At 64.2% G+C, this 17,138-nt stretch carries 11 protein-coding genes and 1 tRNA gene; 10 read left to right on the forward strand and 2 right to left on the reverse strand.

The window, feature by feature from the left end:
• Positions 1-53 precede the first annotated feature (53 nt).
• The 6 genes from EN869_RS26065 (at position 54) to EN869_RS26090 (ending at position 7,114) form a co-directional block, all read left to right on the forward strand.
• Positions 54-1,496, forward strand: coding sequence for a helix-turn-helix transcriptional regulator (locus tag EN869_RS26065; RefSeq protein WP_127230618.1), 1,443 nt, complete (start codon positions 54-56; stop codon positions 1,494-1,496).
• Positions 1,497-1,710: 214 nt separating this feature from the next.
• Positions 1,711-2,661 carry a DMT family transporter gene (locus tag EN869_RS26070; RefSeq protein WP_127230619.1) on the forward strand — a complete coding sequence of 317 codons (951 nt, stop codon included), beginning with the start codon at positions 1,711-1,713 and terminating at the stop codon, positions 2,659-2,661.
• A gap of 343 nt (positions 2,662-3,004) precedes the next feature.
• On the forward strand, positions 3,005-4,102 hold the full coding sequence (locus EN869_RS26075; RefSeq protein ID WP_127230620.1) for a polyamine ABC transporter substrate-binding protein: 1,098 nt from the start codon (positions 3,005-3,007) through the stop codon (positions 4,100-4,102).
• An 82-nt stretch (positions 4,103-4,184) separates the two neighbouring features.
• On the forward strand, positions 4,185-5,324 hold the full coding sequence (locus EN869_RS26080; RefSeq protein ID WP_127230621.1) for an ABC transporter ATP-binding protein: 1,140 nt from the start codon (positions 4,185-4,187) through the stop codon (positions 5,322-5,324).
• Positions 5,325-5,333: 9 nt separating this feature from the next.
• On the forward strand, positions 5,334-6,299 hold the full coding sequence (locus tag EN869_RS26085; protein ID WP_127230622.1) for an ABC transporter permease subunit: 966 nt from the start codon (positions 5,334-5,336) through the stop codon (positions 6,297-6,299).
• Positions 6,296-7,114: an ABC transporter permease subunit gene (locus EN869_RS26090; protein ID WP_127230623.1), complete on the forward strand. Its 819-nt coding sequence runs from the start codon at positions 6,296-6,298 to the stop codon at positions 7,112-7,114. Before EN869_RS26085 ends, EN869_RS26090 begins: the two co-directional genes overlap by 4 nt.
• A 34-nt stretch (positions 7,115-7,148) precedes the next feature.
• Here EN869_RS26090 and EN869_RS26095 read toward each other — a convergent pair whose 3' ends face one another.
• Complete coding sequence (locus EN869_RS26095) at positions 7,149-9,029, reverse strand: AsmA family protein (RefSeq protein ID WP_127230624.1); 1,881 nt, start codon at positions 9,027-9,029, stop codon at positions 7,149-7,151.
• 263 nt (positions 9,030-9,292) lie between these two features.
• On the opposite strand from EN869_RS26095, the gene EN869_RS26100 reads away from it, so the two are divergent.
• Positions 9,293-11,251, forward strand: coding sequence for an acetoacetate--CoA ligase (locus tag EN869_RS26100; protein WP_127230625.1), 1,959 nt, complete (start codon positions 9,293-9,295; stop codon positions 11,249-11,251).
• A gap of 242 nt (positions 11,252-11,493) precedes the next feature.
• Here EN869_RS26100 and EN869_RS26105 read toward each other — a convergent pair whose 3' ends face one another.
• Entirely contained in the window at positions 11,494-15,540 is a 4,047-nt protein-coding gene (locus EN869_RS26105) for a PAS domain S-box protein (RefSeq protein WP_127230626.1), read from the reverse strand.
• Positions 15,541-15,800: 260 nt separating this feature from the next.
• Between EN869_RS26105 and EN869_RS26110 the strand changes: the two genes are divergently transcribed.
• From EN869_RS26110 to EN869_RS26120, 3 genes are all read left to right on the forward strand, one after another.
• Entirely contained in the window at positions 15,801-16,259 is a 459-nt protein-coding gene (locus EN869_RS26110) for a phasin (RefSeq protein ID WP_127230627.1), read from the forward strand.
• A 342-nt stretch (positions 16,260-16,601) separates the two neighbouring features.
• Positions 16,602-16,678: transfer RNA gene (locus EN869_RS26115), tRNA-His, on the forward strand.
• Between the two features lie 176 nt (positions 16,679-16,854).
• Positions 16,855-17,109 (forward strand): DUF768 domain-containing protein, encoded by a 255-nt coding sequence (locus tag EN869_RS26120; RefSeq protein ID WP_127230628.1) that lies wholly within the window; start codon positions 16,855-16,857, stop codon positions 17,107-17,109.
• Positions 17,110-17,138 lie beyond the last annotated feature (29 nt).

The following is a 17,138-nucleotide window of genomic DNA, read 5'->3' on the forward strand; positions in this document are numbered from 1 at the left end:
GGGGCAGGCGCTCGACGCGTTACCCATGTAAATTCTTGTCAAGGATGGCTGGGATGGCCGACCAGAAGATCTTTGCCGGGCCGCGGCTGCGCCGGTTGCGCAACGCCAGGGGCCTGACCCAGACGGCTATGGCCGATGGACTGGGCATCTCGCCCTCCTATCTCAACCTCATCGAGCGCAACCAGCGGCCGCTGACGGTGCAGCTCATTCTCAAGCTGGCCTCGGTCTACAAGGTCGATCCGCATGAATTGCAGGGAGAGACCAAAGGCTCGATCGCGGCCTTGCGCGAAGCCTTCAGCGATCCGCTTCTTGCCGGCGAATTGCCTGGCGACCAGGAGCTGATCGACCTCGCCGAGACGGCGCCGAACGCCTCGGCGGCGATGGTAAAGCTCTTTCGCGCCTATCGCGAGCAGGCCGAACGCCTGTCCGACCTCAACCAGCTTTTGGCCAGGGAGGGCAGGGCGACGGCGCTGTCCGGCACGCGACTTCCCGCCGACGAAGTCCACGAAATGTTCGAGCGCCGGCCGAACCACTTCGCTGCGCTGGAAGAGGAGGCGGAGGCCTTCACATCGGTCCTCGACCCCGGCGATGATCTGTTCGCCGCCCTGAAGGCCTGGCTGAGGCGCGAGCACGGCATCGTCGTCAAGGTGCTGCCGGTCGCCACCATGCCCAACTGGCGCCGCCGCTACGACCGCCATTCGCGGCGCCTGTTCCTGTCCGAGCGGCTGTCGCCTTTCGACCAGCTGCGCGAAATCGCCATGGAAGCGAGCCTGATCCGCATGTCGGTGGCCGTCGCCGGCGAGATCCAGGCTCTCAAGCTCGGCACCGACGAAGCGCGCCGGCTTGCCCGCTTCGAACTCGGCCGCTACGCCGCGCACGCCTTGATGATGCCCTACCAGGCCTTCCATGCCGCCGCCGTCCGTGCCCGCTACGACATCGACGTCCTGCGTTCCCGCTTCGGCGTCTCGTTCGAACAGGCGGCCAACCGCCTGACCATGCTGCAGCGTCCAGGCGCGGCTGGGGTGCCGTTCTTCATGCTGGAGGTCGACAATGCCGGCAATCGTTTCCGCAAGGCCGGCAGCCAGGGCTATCCGCAAAGCCGCTTCGGCGGCGGCTGTCCCAAACTTCCCGTGCATGCTGTCTTCTCGCAGCCGGGCCAGATCCTGGTCGAGGCGGTGGAAATGCCTGACGGCGCCGAATTCCTTTGCATCGCCCGCACGCTGGAGGGCCCGCAAGGCGCCTTCTCCGAACGGCCACGGCGCACCGCGCTCCTGCTCGGCTGCGATATCGGCTTTCGCGACGAGATCGTCTATGGCGCGGCGTTGCCGGCGGGAGCGGCCGGCAGGTCCGGGCAGGGTTTCGCCACGCCGGTAGGCCCCGCCTGCCGGCTTTGCGAGCGCGTCGGCTGCCTGGCCCGCGCCGAACCGCCGGTGACGCGCCCGCTCGGCCTCGACGAGATGGTGACGGGCTTAAGCGCTTTCGATTTCCAGGGCTGATACACATCGCCCAAACATGCGCATCGGCTGTGGAACCCAGACATGCGCCAAGTAGGGACGTAGCGAGGTTGTCCCACATTTCAGCGAATGCTGGATCACGCATGGCTGTCTACTTTGCGCTACGCGATTGGGACACGGTCTTGTCGTCTAAGACACAGAATCCCTGTTGTCCCTGGTGCATCGTAGCGCAAATAACTCGCTGACAGTCCTATCCATGTCCGATACCGCCTCGCCCCGTGCCGCCTTGCCAGTTGTCTCGCCGCGCGAGGAGCGGATCGGCATGCTGCTGGTCTTTCTTTCGGCGCTCATGTGGAGCTTTGGCGGCACCATCGCCCGTTTCATCCACGTCGAAGACAGCTGGACCGTGGTGTTCTGGCGCTCGCTCTGGGCCGTGGCTTTCCTCGTCGCCTTCATGGTCTGGCGCGACGGCGGGCGCGGCACCTTGAGGCTCTTCCGCGATATGGGCCTGCCTGGCCTCGGCGTGGCCTTCTGCTTTGCCACGGCCTCGACAAGCTTTATCGTTGCGCTCGCCTATACGACGGTCGCCAACATCCTGCTGATGCAAGCCGGCGTGCCGCTCCTGGCTGCCTTGCTCGCCTGGCTTTTGTTTCGCGAGCGCGTGAGCCAGGGCACCTGGATTGCCATCGCCGCTGTCATCGCCGGCGTTGCCATCATGGTCTCGGAATCCCTGGGCGGCGCCGTCTCGCCGATCGGTGATGGCCTGGCGCTGCTGATCGCGGTGATGTTTTCGTTCGCGACCGTGATCACCCGGCGCTTTTCCCATGTGCGCATGGTGCCGGCCACCTGTCTCGGCGCGCTGCTTGCCGGTGTTTTTGCAGCAACCCAGGCCACGGAATTCTCGGTCTCCGCGCGCGACATGGGCTTTCTCTTTGCCTTCGGCGTCATCAACCTCGGCGTCGGCCTCGCTTTCTTCGCCATGGGCGCGCGGCTGGTGCCGGCGGCGATCGCGGCACTGCTTGGCACCTTCGAGCCGATACTCGGACCGATCTGGGTCTGGCTTGTCCATTCCGAGGTGCCGTCGCTGCGCACCATCATCGGCGGCATGATCGTGGTCACGGCGCTGCTCGTCCATATCGGCCTGGAGTTCAAACGCCAGGCGCGGCCGGCGCGTCCCGGCATCACCGGCCTGCCGTCCCCCAATTGAAGTTGAGAGTCTTCCCCCATTGACAACCCCGCTGCCGGACGGGCAGGCTGCGATCACGGCAACAATAAGACAGGCGTATCTTGCCAAGTGTCTCTGCCGGCCTGACTAAGGCCGGACAACATCGTTGTATCTCTGCCCACGCCACGGCGAACGCCGCTGACGCCGCCCGGATACCTTATAAGGGCACGCCGCGGGAGGTCTTCGACCACCGACCGGCAACCCGGCGCAGCGCCGACAGGAAGCGCTTGTTGCCCTCCGGAAAGCTCAACAATCTGAACCAAACGCCGGTCCGCGCTCTTATCGCGACGAGCCGGCACGGGAACACTCACCAAAGGAGAACATCATGATCCGCAAAGCTCTATGGCTTTCGGCGACGTCGATATTTCTGACGCTTTTCACGGCAGGCGGCCATGCCGAGGACCGCGTCGTCAACGTCTATAACTGGTCGGACTATATCGACAGCTCGATCATTGACGACTTCACCAAGAAGACCGGGATCAAGGTCGTCTACGACACCTTCGATTCCAACGAAATCCTGGAGACCAAGCTGCTTGCCGGCGGCAGCGGCTATGACGTCGTGGTGCCCAGCGCCAACTTCCTGGCGCGCCAGATCCAGGCGGGCGTGTTCCAGAAGCTGGATAAGTCGAAGCTGCCGAACATCTCCAACATGTGGGACGTCATCTCCGAACGCACCGCCAAATACGATCCGGGCAACGAATATTCGGTCAACTACATGTGGGGCACGGTCGGCCTCGGCTATAACGTCAAGAAGGTCCAGGCCGCTCTCGGCACCGACAAGATCGACAGCTGGGACACGTTCTTCAATCCGGACAAGCTGGCCAAGCTGAAGGATTGCGGCGTCTATGTGCTGGATTCTCCCGCCGACATCATTCCGGCGGCGCTGAAATATCTCGGCCTCGACCCCAACAGCACCTCGCCGGATGACATTGCCAAGGCCGAGGAAGCGTTGCTCAAGGTCCGCCCCTACATCCGCAAGTTCCATTCGTCCGAATACATCAACGCTTTGGCCAACGGCGATATCTGCCTGGCCATCGGCTGGTCGGGCGACGTCTTCCAGGCGCGCAACCGCGCGCAGGAAGCCAAGCAGGGCGTCGAGATCGGCTATTCGGTGCCGAAGGAAGGCGCCCAGATGTGGTTCGATCAGATGGCGATCCCGGCGGACGCGCCGCATGTCGCCGACGCGCTTGAGTTCATCAACTACATGATGACGCCCGAAGTCATCGCCAAGTCGTCGAACTATGTGCTCTACGCCAACGGTAACAAGGCTTCGCAGCAGTTCGTCGACAAGGCGATCCTGGAAGATACTTCGGTCTATCCGGACGCGGAGACGACGAAGAAGCTCTATACCGTGGCGCCATACGATCCCAAGACCCAGCGCGTCATCACGCGCACCTGGACCAAGATCGTCACCGGCCAGTAAGCATTGCGACACGGCCCCGGCAGCCATCTGCCGGGGTCGCTTTCTTTTGCGGAATTTTTAAAAGAATAACGGAGTGGGGACCATGAAATCGCTTGGCAGCATCCGCAGGGATTTCGCGCCATGGAACGACCCGAAGGCCAAGCCATACATCCAGTTCGACAAGGTCACCAAGAAGTTCGGTGACTTCACCGCCGTCAACAATTTGTCGCTGACCATCTTCGAGCGCGAATTCTTCGCGCTGCTCGGCGCTTCGGGCTGCGGAAAGTCGACGCTGCTGAGGATGCTCGCCGGCTTCGAGGAACCATCCGCCGGCCGCATCCTGCTCGACGGGCAGGACCTGCGCGGCATCCCGCCCTACAAGCGGCCGGTCAACATGATGTTCCAGTCCTATGCGCTGTTTCCGCATATGACGGTGGAAAAGAACATCGCCTTCGGCCTGAAGCAGGAAGGCATGCCGGGACCCGACATCGAAAGGCGCGTCGCCGAGATGCTGAAGCTGGTCAAGCTCGAGCAGTTCGCCAAGCGCAAGCCGCATCAGCTTTCCGGCGGTCAGCGCCAGCGCGTCGCCCTTGCGCGTTCCGTCGCCAAGCGTCCCAAGGTTCTGCTGCTCGATGAGCCGCTCGGCGCGCTCGACAAGAAGCTGCGCGAGGAAACCCAGTTCGAGCTGATGGACCTGCAGCAGGAACTCGGCCTCACCTTCGTCGTCGTCACCCACGACCAGGAGGAGGCCATGACCATGGCCGACCGCATCGCCATCATGGACAAGGGCGAGGTGATGCAGGTGGCGACGCCTGCCGAGATCTACGAGGCCCCGACCTCGCGCTTCGTGGCGCATTTCGTCGGCAACGTGAACATGTTCGAGGGCAAAGTCGCAGAGCGCACGGCAAGCACGACGCGCATCACCGGCGCGACCGGCGCTCAGATCGTCGTCGACAATGGCGGCGAGGCCACCGCCGGTTCCGACATCGTCTTCGCGATCCGGCCGGAGAAGATCAAGGTTTCGTCGAAGAAACCCGCGGATGCCGTCAATGCATTGGAAGGCGAGGTCTATGATGTCGCCTATCTCGGCGACATGACTGTCTATCATATCAAGCTGGACGACGGACAGGTCGTGCGGGCGAGCGCGATGAATGCCTCGCGCGTCACCGAGGATCCGCTGACCTGGAACGACCGCGCCTGGGTTTCCTTCCGGCCCGACGCCGGCGTCGTGCTGACGAGATAGGAGGCGGACATGACCCACATCGCCGCCACGGCCTCGTCGCCGACCCAGCCCGCCGAGGCCTTCCCGACGACATTGGCGAAGGGCTTCGTCAACCGCCTCGTCATCATCATCCCCTATCTCTGGCTGCTGTTCTTCTTCCTCGTCCCCTTCATCATCGTCTTCAAGATATCGCTGTCGCAGACGGCGATCTCGATGCCGCCCTATACGCCGGTGCTCGACTTCAAGGACGGGGTCTCGGGATTCTTCGCGGGCTTTCGCGCGCTCAACTTCGACAACTACACCTGGCTCACCCAGGACGCGCTCTACTTCAACGCCTATGTGACCAGCCTGATCATCGCGGCGATCTCGACGGTACTCACGCTGATCGTCGGTTATCCGATAGCCTACGGCATGGCGCGCGCGCCGGCGACGGTCCGGCCGACCTTGCTGATGCTGGTGATCCTGCCGTTCTGGACCTCGTTCCTGATCCGTGTCTATGCCTGGATCGGCATCCTGAAACCCGAGGGGTTGCTCAATCAGGTCCTGCTCGCTACGGGCCTGATCAGCCAGCCGCTGGTCATCCTCAACACCTACACCGCGATCTTCATCGGCATCGTCTATTCCTACCTGCCCTTCATGGTGCTGCCGCTCTATTCCTCGCTGGAAAAGATGGACTATTCGCTGGTCGAGGCTGCGGAGGATCTCGGGTGCCCGCCGATCGGCGCCTTCTGGAAGATCACATTCCCGCTCTCGCTGCCTGGTGTCGTCGCCGGCTGCCTGCTGGTCTTCATTCCGGCGGTCGGCGAGTTCGTCATCCCCGATCTCCTCGGCGGCTCGCAGACGCTGATGATCGGCAAGACGCTCTGGAACGAGTTCTTCTCCAACCGCGACTGGCCGGTCTCGTCGGCGGTCGCCGTGATCCTGCTTCTGGTGCTGACCATCCCCATCATGTTCTTCCAGCAGGCGCAGGCAAAGGCGCAGGAGCAGGGCAGATGACCTCGACCTGGAGCCGTTTCAACATCACCTCGATCGTGCTGGGCTTTGCCTTTCTCTATCTGCCGATCGTGCTGCTCATCGTCTTTTCCTTCAACGAATCCAAGCTCGTCACCGTCTGGGGCGGCTTCTCGACCAAATGGTACGTGTCGCTGTTCCACAATCAGGGCCTGATGGACGCCACCTGGGTCACGGCGCGCGTCGGCGTCATCTCGGCCACGGCGGCGACCGTGCTCGGCACGCTCGCCGCCATCACGCTCACGCGCTACACGCGCTTCAAGGGGCGGGTGCTCTTCTCCGGCATGGTCTTTGCGCCGCTGGTCATGCCGGAAGTCATCACGGGCCTGTCGCTGCTTTTGCTCTTCGTCGCGGTCGGGCTCGACCGCGGCTTCTTCACGGTGACGCTCGCGCACATCACCTTCACCATGTGCTTCGTCGCTGTCGTCGTGCAGTCGCGCCTCGTCTCCTTCGACCGCTCGCTCGAAGAGGCGGCGATGGATCTCGGCGCGCCGCCGGTGAAGACCTTCTTCCAGATCACCTTGCCGGTGATCCTGCCGGCGATCATCTCCGGCTGGATGCTGGCTTTCACGCTTTCGCTCGACGATCTGGTCATCGCTAGCTTCACCTCGGGCCCCGGCGCCACCACGCTGCCGATGAAGATCTACAGCCAGGTGCGCCTCGGCGTGACGCCGGAAATCAACGCCGCCTGCACCATATTGATCGCGGTGGTGGCGGTCGGCGTCATCATCGCCTCGATCGCCAACAAACGCCGCGAGATCCAGCGCCAGCTCGACGAGCAGGCCGCGCAGCGCGGTTGAGGGATGAACGGCGGGGGTGCGTTGCGCCCCCGATTTACTGGCCCGAGACGCCGGGAGCGATCGGCGATATGAAGGGCGCGCTCCAGTTGCCGCCGACGAAGAACAGCGACTGGCTTGGCGGCGCGGGAGCCGGGCTGGCTGCCTGGCCGCTGGCCGGCTGGGGTTGCTGCGCCGGTTGTCCGGCCGGCACGACGCCGCCCGAAAGTGCCAGGCCGCGGCCGACATAAGAGGCGATGCCGGACAGCCAGATCTTGTATTTCTGCGCGTTGATCTCGGCCTTGTCCAGGCGCGCCACGCCCTTGGAGATGCTTGCCTTGATCTCGGCGCCGTCGATCGGCAGCGAACCCTTGGCGACGTCGTTGAGCGCGAAGAAGCCGCCTTGCTGGGTGCGCTTGAGGAAGGCCGGCAGGTCGAGCCCGTTGAGTGTGCCCGGCCCGAACGTCGCCGAGAATGATCCGTCGGCATTCTCGAAGATCGAGCTCCAGGCCTTGCCCGGCCCCTTGAGGATGACCGACACCGTGCCGGTGCCGGCCGGCACCAGCTGCGTCATTCCCGCCGCCGTGGCAAAGGCTCCCGTATCCACATCCGATGCCAGGAGCCGCATCTCGACTTGCGTGCCTTCCGGCTTGCGGTCGAAACGCAGGCTGCTCTGGACGGTGCCGCCAAAGGCCGACGCGTCGGATATGTCGAACACGGCAAGGCCGTTCTTGACCTGCGCGGTTGCCGCGACGTCGGCGAGCTGCACCGGTCCCGCCATGGCGTGCGCCGCCGACAGCCTGAGGTCAAGGTTTATTCGATCGGCGAAACTGGTGTCGATGTCGCCGGGGCCCACCTCGCCGGTCGGCGCGACCGGCGTGAAGGCCGACAGGAAAGACCTGAGATCGAGCGTGTCGAAAGCGAGCGTGCCGGCAACCACCGGCCGCCCGTCCGCGACGGAGAAATCAAGCGCCCCCATGCCCGGATTGTTGTTGAGGGTGACCGTGGTGTTCTCGAACTTCACGCGCCCCGCCGAGGCGTTGACCTTGCTGGCGATCGAGACCGCGCCGATCGCAGCACCCGGCGCGAGCCCGGCTTGCGACCACTCCAGCACGCGCCGCAGCGACGGCGCGGCGAACTTCGCCTGGCCGTCCAGATAGGCATTGTCCGACATCGAGGCCGTTCCGTCGAAGGAGAACGTCGCTGGCGCCGCCTTGAAGGAGAGGGTGACGGGCGCGGCACCCCCGGCAAACAGCACCAGCGGCTTCGCCGAGGAGAAATCGAGCTGCACGCTTTCGCCGCGCCAGATCCCGGTCGCGGTCAGCGATGCTTCGCTGTTCATCGCTTGCCAGTTCACCTGGCCGCTCAGGCTGCTCAGGATTTCGGTGTCCTTGCCGTCGGCCGTGGTCACGACGCGGCCATCGCGGAACTCGACGGTGCCGAACGGATCGGACGGCAATCTGCCGAGATCGGGCTTCTGCGGGTTGGCCGTCACCACCCCGCGCGCGGTATCGATCGAGCGCGTGATGCGCCCGCCGGTCGGAAGCGGCGGCAGATAGAAGCCGCTCGCCATGCGCTGCACCCTGATCGTCGGCCGCACCAGCCTTGCCGTCGAGAAGGCGACGTCACCCTGCAAGGCGGCCATGGCCGAGAGATCGACTTCCAGGCGATCGGCCTCGACCACCGGCGGCGCGTCGGTCTCGGTCCATTGCGACAGGGTCACGTCGCTGAGGATCGCCCGGAACTTCGGCCACACCTCGATGCGCGGCGAGCCGTCGATGGTGACCCTGAAGCCGCTCCAGGCGCTCAATTCCCAAGCGATGCGGTCGCGGACGATGCGGGTCGAGGCAATCAGCGGCAGTGCCGCGACCGCGAGCGCGATGACGAGCACGGCAACGCCGATCGCCCACACCCCGCGCCGGATCAAAGATGATGGCATTTCGCCCCGTATGCTTCTGTTGCCGACAAATCGCCCGACGGGTGTACCCGAGCGCCGACGCTTTTCAAGTCTTTATGGCCTTGCGATGGCGTTTGCGCCGTGCTCGCCACGGGCCATCCGAACAAAATCTTGCTCTGCTGCGCTGCAACATGCATAAGCAGTTTGCACGATCCCGGTCCGCGGTTGCGTGCCGTTTTTGGGACGATGGCATATGCGATCTTGAGCTAAATGGCTCGAAAGCGACGCGCTTGGGAGGAGCGATCATGGCCGCCGACACACCTTTGTGGATCCCGACGCAGGATCGGATCGAAGCAGCACCCCTGACGGCGTTCACGAAGGCTGCGGAGGCGAAGACCGGGCTGTCATTCTCCAATTATGCCGAGTTGCACCGGTGGTCGATCGAGGACCGCGAAGGCTTCTGGAGCCTGGTCTGGGATTTTTGCGATCTTGTCGGCGACAAGGGCGAGCGCAATCTTGTCGACGGCGAGAAGATGCCGGGCGCGGCTTTCTTTCCTGACGCCAGGTTGAACTTTGCCGAAAACCTGTTGAAGAAGACCGTCAGCGGCCAGGCCATAATCTTTCGCGGCGAGGACAAGGTCGAGCGCCGGCTGTCCTGGAACGAACTGCATGCGCTGACCTCGCGGCTGCAGCAGCTCTTCCTGTCGCTCGGCGTCAAGGCCGGCGACCGCATCGCGGCCATGATGCCCAATATGCCCGAAACCATCGCCGCGATGCTGGCCGCCGCCTCGATCGGCGCCGTCTGGTCCTCATGCTCTCCCGATTTCGGCGAGCAGGGCGTGCTCGACCGTTTCGGCCAGATCGAGCCGGTCGTCTTCATCGCGCCGGACGGCTATTGGTACAACGGCAAGGCGATCGAGGTGGCAGACAAAGTGCGCGCGGTAGCGGCCAAGCTTGCCACGCTGAGCAAGGTGCTGATCGTCGACTATCTCGGCACCTCGGCCGACGTCGCCGCCACCATCGACAAGGCGGCCGCGCTTGAGGAAGCGCTTTCGCCCTTCGCCGCCAGGACCGTCAGCTACGATCGGCTGCCATTCGCCCATCCGCTCTACATCCTGTTTTCGTCCGGCACGACGGGCATCCCGAAATGCATCGTGCATTCGGCCGGCGGCACGCTGATCCAGCATGTCAAGGAGCACCGGCTGCATGCCGGCCTGCTCGACGGCGATCGCCTGTTCTACTTCACCACCTGCGGCTGGATGATGTGGAACTGGCTGGTCTCCGGCCTGGCGTCTGGCGCGACGCTTTTGCTCTATGACGGCTCGCCTTTCTATCCCGATGGCAATGTGCTGTTCGATTTCGCCGATGCCGAGCAGATGACCTATTTTGGCACCTCGGCCAAGTTCATCGATTCGGTCCGCAAGGCCGGGCTGAAGCCGATCGCCAGCCACGATCTGTCGACGGTGCGCACGCTCTCCTCCACCGGTTCGCCGCTGTCGCCGGAGGATTTCCGTTTCGTCTATGACGGCATCAAGAAGGACGTGCATCTGGCCTCGATCTCGGGCGGCACCGACATCGTCTCCTGCTTCGTGCTCGGCGTGCCGACCGAGCCGGTCTGGAGCGGCGAGATTCAGGGGCCGGGCCTCGGCTTGGCCGTCGATGTCTGGGACGATGACGGCAAGCCGATCCGGCAGGAGAAGGGCGAGCTGGTCTGCACCAAGGCCTTCCCGTCGATGCCGATCGGCTTCTGGAACGATCCCGAAGGCAAGAAGTATCACGCCGCCTATTTCGAGCGTTTCGACAATGTCTGGTGCCATGGCGATTTCGCCGAATGGACGGCGCATGGCGGCATGATCATTCACGGCCGCTCCGACGCCACGCTCAATCCTGGTGGCGTCAGGATCGGCACGGCCGAGATCTACAATCAGGTCGAGCAGATGCCGGAAATCCTCGAGGCGCTGTGCATCGGCCAGGATTTCGACAATGACGTCCGCGTCGTGCTGTTCGTGCGCCTGGCCGCCGGAGTGGCCCTGGACGAGGATCTGGAAAAACGCATCCGCGCCAAGATCCGCACCGGCGCCAGCCCGCGCCACGTGCCGGCCAAGATCGTCGCCATCAGCGACATCCCGCGCACCAAATCCGGCAAGATCACCGAGCTCGCGGTGCGCGACATGGTCCACGGCCGCGCCGTCAAGAACAAGGAAGCGCTCGCCAATCCCGAAGCGCTGGAGCTGTTCAGGAACCTGCCGCAGCTGGCAAGCTGATACCGTCGTGGTTAACGAAATCTCTCCGCCGAATTTACCTAGATTTCACGGGTGGTACACATTCGTAAATTTTTTCGCCGCCCGGTAAGGACTTGTTAAGGGACGCCCCCGATAGTCGCGAGTAACTTGAGGGAGAAATCCCGTTCCTCGTCCCCTGAGGTTCAGCTCAAGCCCCCGTTGTGACAGCATCCCATTTCTCAAGGCGTCCTCCAGGACGCCTTTTTCTTTGGGTTCTGACAGGGCTACTCGGCGAGCACGCGGGTCGAGGGGAAGCCAACCTCGACAAGCGTTCCTTCGCCCGGCGTGGAGGTGATGGTGAACCGGGCGCGGTTCGCCTCCACCATGGCCTTGGTGAGCGGCAGGCCGAGGCCGGTGCCGTCGCCACGGCCGCGCTTCAGCGCGTTGATCTGCTTGAACGGCTTCAGCGCCTGCTCGATCTCGGCCTGCGTCATGCCGATGCCGGTGTCGCGCACGCGCATGACGACATCGCCCGAGGCCTCGTAAGCGGTCGACACGATCACCTGGCCGCCGGCCTGGGTGTAGCGGATGGCGTTGGACAGGATGTTGAGGGCGATCTGGCGCACGCTTCTCAAATCCGCCACCACTTCCGGCAGCCGCGAGGCGAAGCTGGAGCGGATGATGACGCGCTCGCGATTGGCCTGCGGCTGCATCATCGCCACCGTCTCGGCCAGTGTGTCGTTGAGCGACACCGCTTCGTAATCCATCTCCTGCTGGCCGGCCTCGATCTTGGAGATGTCGAGCAGGTCGTTGACGAGATCGAGCACGTGGTTGCCGGAACGGTTGATGTCGCGCAGATAGTCGCGGTAGCGGTCGTTGGCGACCGGACCGAATTTCTCGTCCACCATCAGCTCCGAAAAGCCGATGATGGCGTTGAGCGGCGTGCGGATCTCGTGGCTGATGCGGGCCAGGAAATCCGTCTTCTGCGAGGAGGCGCGCTCGGCCACGGCGCGTGCCTGCGTCAGGTCTTCCTCAGCCCGTTTCCATTGCGTGATGTCGCGCACCACGGCGCAGAAGCCGCTGTCGTTCGGCAGCCTGCCGATGGTCATGAACAACGGGATGAAACGTCCCTGCGCCTCGCGGCCGATGACCTCGCGGCCATCGTTGAGCACGCTCGCCACGCCCGCCTCTGAAAGGCCGGCGAGATAGTCGCGCGCCGCGCGCTGGCTTTCGATGGCGAACAGCGAGGCAAAGGGCTTGCCCGCGACCTCGTCGCTGTCGAAGCCGAACAGGGCTTCCGCCGGCCGGCTGATCGAGCGGATGTTGCCGTCGCGGCCGATCAGCACCACGCCGTCGGTGGCGGTGTCGATGATGGTGCGCATCTCGGCGATGCGCGACTTCAACTCCGGCACGTCCGGCTGCAGCGCCGGTTCGTCATTGGCGGCGGTGAAATGCGCCGCATCGTCCTCGCCGGAGCGCCGCACCACCAGCATAAGCGCCTTGCCGCCGCGCCACGGCACCGAGCGCAGCAGCGCATCGATCGGAAATTCCTGACCCTGGCGGGTTTTGAGCTTCAGCGAGTGGTCGCTTTCATCCGCGGCTGCGTCCTCGGCGTAGGGGTCGGCAAAGAGCGCGCCCAGGCCTCCCGCATCCGTGAGGTCGTCCAGCGCGTCGTAGCCGGTGAGCTCGAGGAAAGCCTCATTGGCATAATGCAGCATGTCGCCCGAATGGATGAGCAACGGCACCGGCAGCCGGGCGAGGATGGATGTATCGGGCGCCTTGGTTTCCTCGCCGGTCGAAAAAGCGGACGGCACAAAACCCGAGAGTTTCAGCGGCGGCACTTCCAGCCGCGGCCGCACCAGCACTACCGGTTCTTCCGGCTGTTTGTCTGAGGCCGTGGTGGCGGCATCCGCGTCGGAGCCGGCCCAATCCTCGCTGTCTTGCGCATCGCGAAAATCGTCGGCGGTCATGCTGTCGTCGTCCGCCGCATCGCGGGCAGGCGGCTCGGCAGCGACCGGCTGTGCCATAGGCTGTTCGGCCGACTGTCGCGGTTCCGCGGCGCCATGTTCGACCGCGTGCTGGGCGCTCGCTGCCTGCTTGTCTTCGGAGACCGGTTCGGCGCCGGCTGCTTCGGTGGATTTCTCGCCGTCGGCATAGCTGAGCAGCGAGCCGGAAACGACGGGCGTCTCGGGCCGGCTGGTGTCGCTGGTCTCAGCAGCGTCATCGATGCCGTCAAGTCGCGCCAAGTCTTTTTGGTCTTCGGCCTCGGTCTGGGCTTCGGCGGTCTCCGCATCGGCCTTCGAGTCGACGGTCTCCGAAGCTTCCGGCGCGGATGGCAGGGTCGCTTCGTTCACGGAGCTCTCGTGCTCGGCTGCTTCAGGCGCAGGCGACCGGCTTGCCGCGGCCGGCACTTCGCCGGTCGGCTCCTTCGCCGCTGCGTCATCCTTGCCGGCAACGGTCGCATCGGACTGCTTGTCGGCTTCGGCGAGGCCCGGCTCGGCGGGGGCGGAACTGTCCCTGCGCAGCCGCTCGCCGATCTCCCGGAAGGCGCTGCGCTCGAGGATCGACAGACCCTTGTGAGGCGTGTCGTTTCCCGGCTGCTTGTCGTTGGCCGGCTGGCGATGCTCGGCCAGCCTTATCACCTTGTCGGCGAAGCGCCGTTCCGGTTTCGGCACGATGGTCAACGCCGGCACTTCGCCCTGGAACGGATCTTCGGGCTTTGGCTGTTCCGGCTCCGCGGTTGGCTTCGCGACCGACGGCTCGCCCCCAGCGGGAGCGGGCCCAGTAGGCGCGGCGTTCGGCACCAGGGCCATGCCAAGCGCTTCGGGATCGACGACGGCGTCGGCCGCGCGCGCAACGCCGAAGCCGCGAAAACCCTCGAAAGCGCGGCTACGGCCATAGACGGGCAGCGCCGCCAGGTCGACAGGGATCTTCAGCCCGGTGCCGGCCACGGGCCACAGTACTGAGCGCCCGGACCAGGTGTCGCGGCGTTCGAGCAGGCCGGCGATCTCGCCCGAGGCGTCGAGGCCGAACGTGGTGGCGACATCCTTGAAGCGGCGGCCAATCACATCGGCGGCCGGCTGGCCGACGATCTCGGCGAATTCGGGCGACAGTGCGCTGAATTTACCTTCGGCGTCGGTGCGCCAGACGAAGCGCAGCGGCGGCGCTGAGCGGTCAATGTCGCGGGGCGAGGCCGGCTGCGCCGGCGCGATGGTTTCGCGTGCGGCGGTTTCGTTGACTTCTTGCCGCCGGTCTTCGGCTGTGACGACCTCCGCCGGCTCGTCCTTCGTCGGCGCTTCCGGTTCAGCTTGCCGGGCATCGTCGTCGCCGGTGTTGAAATACCAATGGTCATGCTGGCCGGCTTCGGAGGCCCGTGGGCCCGCTTCGACGGCATTGGCTTGATGATCGGTCTCGGTGGGCTGCTGGTCGGCCACGGTTCCCGCGGCGGCTACGCTGCTTTCGAAGCTTGGCGGGGCAGCCTCCGGCTCTTTGGCAGCCACGGGCTCGCCGGCGGCCTGCGCATCCTCTTCGGCAGCCGCCTGAGGTACTTCAGCCCGTTCTACGGCCACCACGGCCGGCGCTGGGCTGATGTCCTGGCTGGGTTCGACGTCCGGGCTTTCGCCGGATGGCATGGCCGTCACCCCCGCCGGGTGATCGCCTTGATCGTCGAGTTGGTCCTCGTCGATCACCACCAGCAGATGCCGCGTGTCGGTGAGCCGGGCAAAACCGGCCGGGTAGGAGGTGCCGGTGCCAGGCACGAGGCGCTTGACGAGGCGGTCGCCGCTGGCCGTCACGTCCGCAACCAGGGCAGCCAGCGTCCGCCGCTCGATGCCGAGCGCCGCAAAGCCGTCCGAGGCCGCCTCGACACCCCCTTGCGCGTCGACGAAGGCGATGAAATGCCCGGCTTCGGTGAAACCGCCGATGGCGCGGCTGGCGATCTCGCCGGCGCTGCGCGAGCTTGTCTGCGCCGCCGGTACCGCCAGCATGATCGCCTTTTCGCCGTCCGGCATCGTCACGGCACTGGCCAGGAAGCCGACGGCGCGGCTCACAATACCGGTCGCCAGCCTCACCGTGATGGCGCGATCGCTGCCGATATCCGGAAAACCGCTGGTCGCCATGATCTGCCGCCGGGCAATAAGCGGCAGCCGCGCCGAAGCGCCGATGATGGCTTCGATATCCGGATAGCCGAACATCGACGCCCCAGGTCCGTTTGCCCAGATCACCTGTTCGAGGTCGCTCGACAAGATTGCCAAAGCGTTGCCGGCGGCAAAGCGCTGGCGCACCGCGTCGAGCACGGCGACGTCGAGGAAGGAGTAGTTTTCAGGCGGCATGCGCTGGCCGACCCTCCGGAGCGGGCATTTTCAGTTAACGCTTTGTTAATAAAAGCCCGCGGCTCGAAGGTCCACAAGCCTTGGCTTGCAACGGTCGAAATCTCTGGGCTCTTGGTTAACGGCCGCAAGGGCTGACGTGGGGGAAGATTTTATGGTGCGCTGCAACAAAGATGTTGCAATGCACAAAAAATCCTCTATATTGCCATCATACATGAACGAGACGGCTTTCTGTCAAAGCCGCTGCCCCGAAAGGTTGGAAAATGTCCAAGACGACCACGACCAAGACCATCGAAAACGTTGAATTCCCGAGCTTCGACGCTTCCAAAGCCACCGACCAGATCCGAGCCTTCGCCGAGAAGGGCGTCGAGCAGTCGAAGGAAGCCTATACCAAGCTGAAGACCGGCGCCGAGGAGACCCAGAAGGTCCTGGAGTCGACCTACGAGACCGCCAAGACCGTTTCCAGCGACGTTTCGCTCAAGGCGATCGCCGCGCTGCGCGCCAATGCCGAGGCCAGCTTCTCGCACCTCGAAGCCCTTGTCGGCGCCAAGACCCTTTCGGAAGTCGTCGAGCTGCAGACCTCCTTCCTGCGCAAGCGCGTTGAAATGGCCGTCGAGCAGACCAAGGAGTTCCAGACCGTCGCCGCCAAGGCGGTCGAGGACGTCTCCAAGCCGGTCAAGACCGCCTTTGAGAAGGCGATCAAGGACGTCAAGGCTGCCTGATTTTCGCGCACAACCCCGCGATGCATCAAAACGTCGCATTTCGTCAGACAAATAGTCGTGCGATAGGGTTGAACAACCAGATACCCGGAAACGGAACCTCCTCCCTCCGTTTCCGGGGTGACCAGCCAGCACCTCCTCCCGCTGGCTCGTAACAGGAAAAGGCCGGCACCTCCTCCCGCCGGCCTTTTCTTTTGCCTTGACGAAAGGCGGATGAGGAAACCAATCCTTTACCTTATCAAGGCCCTTGAATTAGAATTCGATAGCCCGTATTTGACGCATCGCCAACGACAGAGCGGATCACGGAGAATGAAGCTTTCACGTCGATCCAGCTCAGGCAGGCAGGCCGTTGTAGCTCAGTTGGTTAGAGCACCAGATTGTGGATCTGGGGGTCGCTGGTTCGAGCCCAGCCAACGGTACCATCATTTTCGCTGATCTGAACGTGCACCTTGAACCATTCCATTCCTTCGGCTCCACGGACCATGGGCAAGACGTCTTGCCGGTGGAGGCCGACTCGGTTCGAATGGGACATGCATCCTTTGACAGGGTGCGGGCGTTGATGACTACCAACCGGCTTTGCCGCTAGGGAAGAAGCAGTATGAGTGAACATGCGATCGAGTTCTTGCGCGGATGGATTGGCGAGAAAGTCCAATGCCCGCATTCGCCGATCGAGATCGACCAGCAGGCCGAGACTCTCGCTAAGGAATGCTGCGCCAAGGCCGCCGAGGCTGGCATTCTCCTGGAGGACATCCAGGAAGAGGTCGGCGACATCCAGGAACTGATCGCATCGCGCCTCGAGGAAGCCGCCGAAGAAGGCAGCGGCGAACCGAAGTCGGACAAGCCCGCGGAGTAAATACCCGCTCGCCACAGCCGGACGGTAGC

Source organism: Mesorhizobium sp. M2D.F.Ca.ET.226.01.1.1 (genome assembly GCF_004022705.2).
In the GTDB taxonomy this organism is placed as follows: Bacteria; Pseudomonadota; Alphaproteobacteria; order Rhizobiales; family Rhizobiaceae; genus Mesorhizobium.

Excerpts from the sequence above, each read along its gene's own strand:
- EN869_RS26065 (WP_127230618.1), top strand. The coding sequence starts at position 54 with ATGGCCGACCAGAAGATCTTTGCCGGGCCGCGGCTGCGCCGGTTGCGC.
- EN869_RS26070 (WP_127230619.1), top strand. The coding sequence starts at position 1,711 with ATGTCCGATACCGCCTCGCCCCGTGCCGCCTTGCCAGTTGTCTCGCCG.
- EN869_RS26075 (WP_127230620.1), top strand. The coding sequence starts at position 3,005 with ATGATCCGCAAAGCTCTATGGCTTTCGGCGACGTCGATATTTCTGACG.
- EN869_RS26080 (WP_127230621.1), top strand. The coding sequence starts at position 4,185 with ATGAAATCGCTTGGCAGCATCCGCAGGGATTTCGCGCCATGGAACGAC.
- EN869_RS26085 (WP_127230622.1), top strand. The coding sequence starts at position 5,334 with ATGACCCACATCGCCGCCACGGCCTCGTCGCCGACCCAGCCCGCCGAG.
- EN869_RS26090 (WP_127230623.1), top strand. The coding sequence starts at position 6,296 with ATGACCTCGACCTGGAGCCGTTTCAACATCACCTCGATCGTGCTGGGC.
- EN869_RS26095 (WP_127230624.1), bottom strand. The coding sequence starts at position 9,029 with ATGCCATCATCTTTGATCCGGCGCGGGGTGTGGGCGATCGGCGTTGCC.
- EN869_RS26100 (WP_127230625.1), top strand. The coding sequence starts at position 9,293 with ATGGCCGCCGACACACCTTTGTGGATCCCGACGCAGGATCGGATCGAA.
- EN869_RS26105 (WP_127230626.1), bottom strand. The coding sequence starts at position 15,540 with ATGCCGCCTGAAAACTACTCCTTCCTCGACGTCGCCGTGCTCGACGCG.
- EN869_RS26110 (WP_127230627.1), top strand. The coding sequence starts at position 15,801 with ATGTCCAAGACGACCACGACCAAGACCATCGAAAACGTTGAATTCCCG.
- EN869_RS26120 (WP_127230628.1), top strand. The coding sequence starts at position 16,855 with ATGAGTGAACATGCGATCGAGTTCTTGCGCGGATGGATTGGCGAGAAA.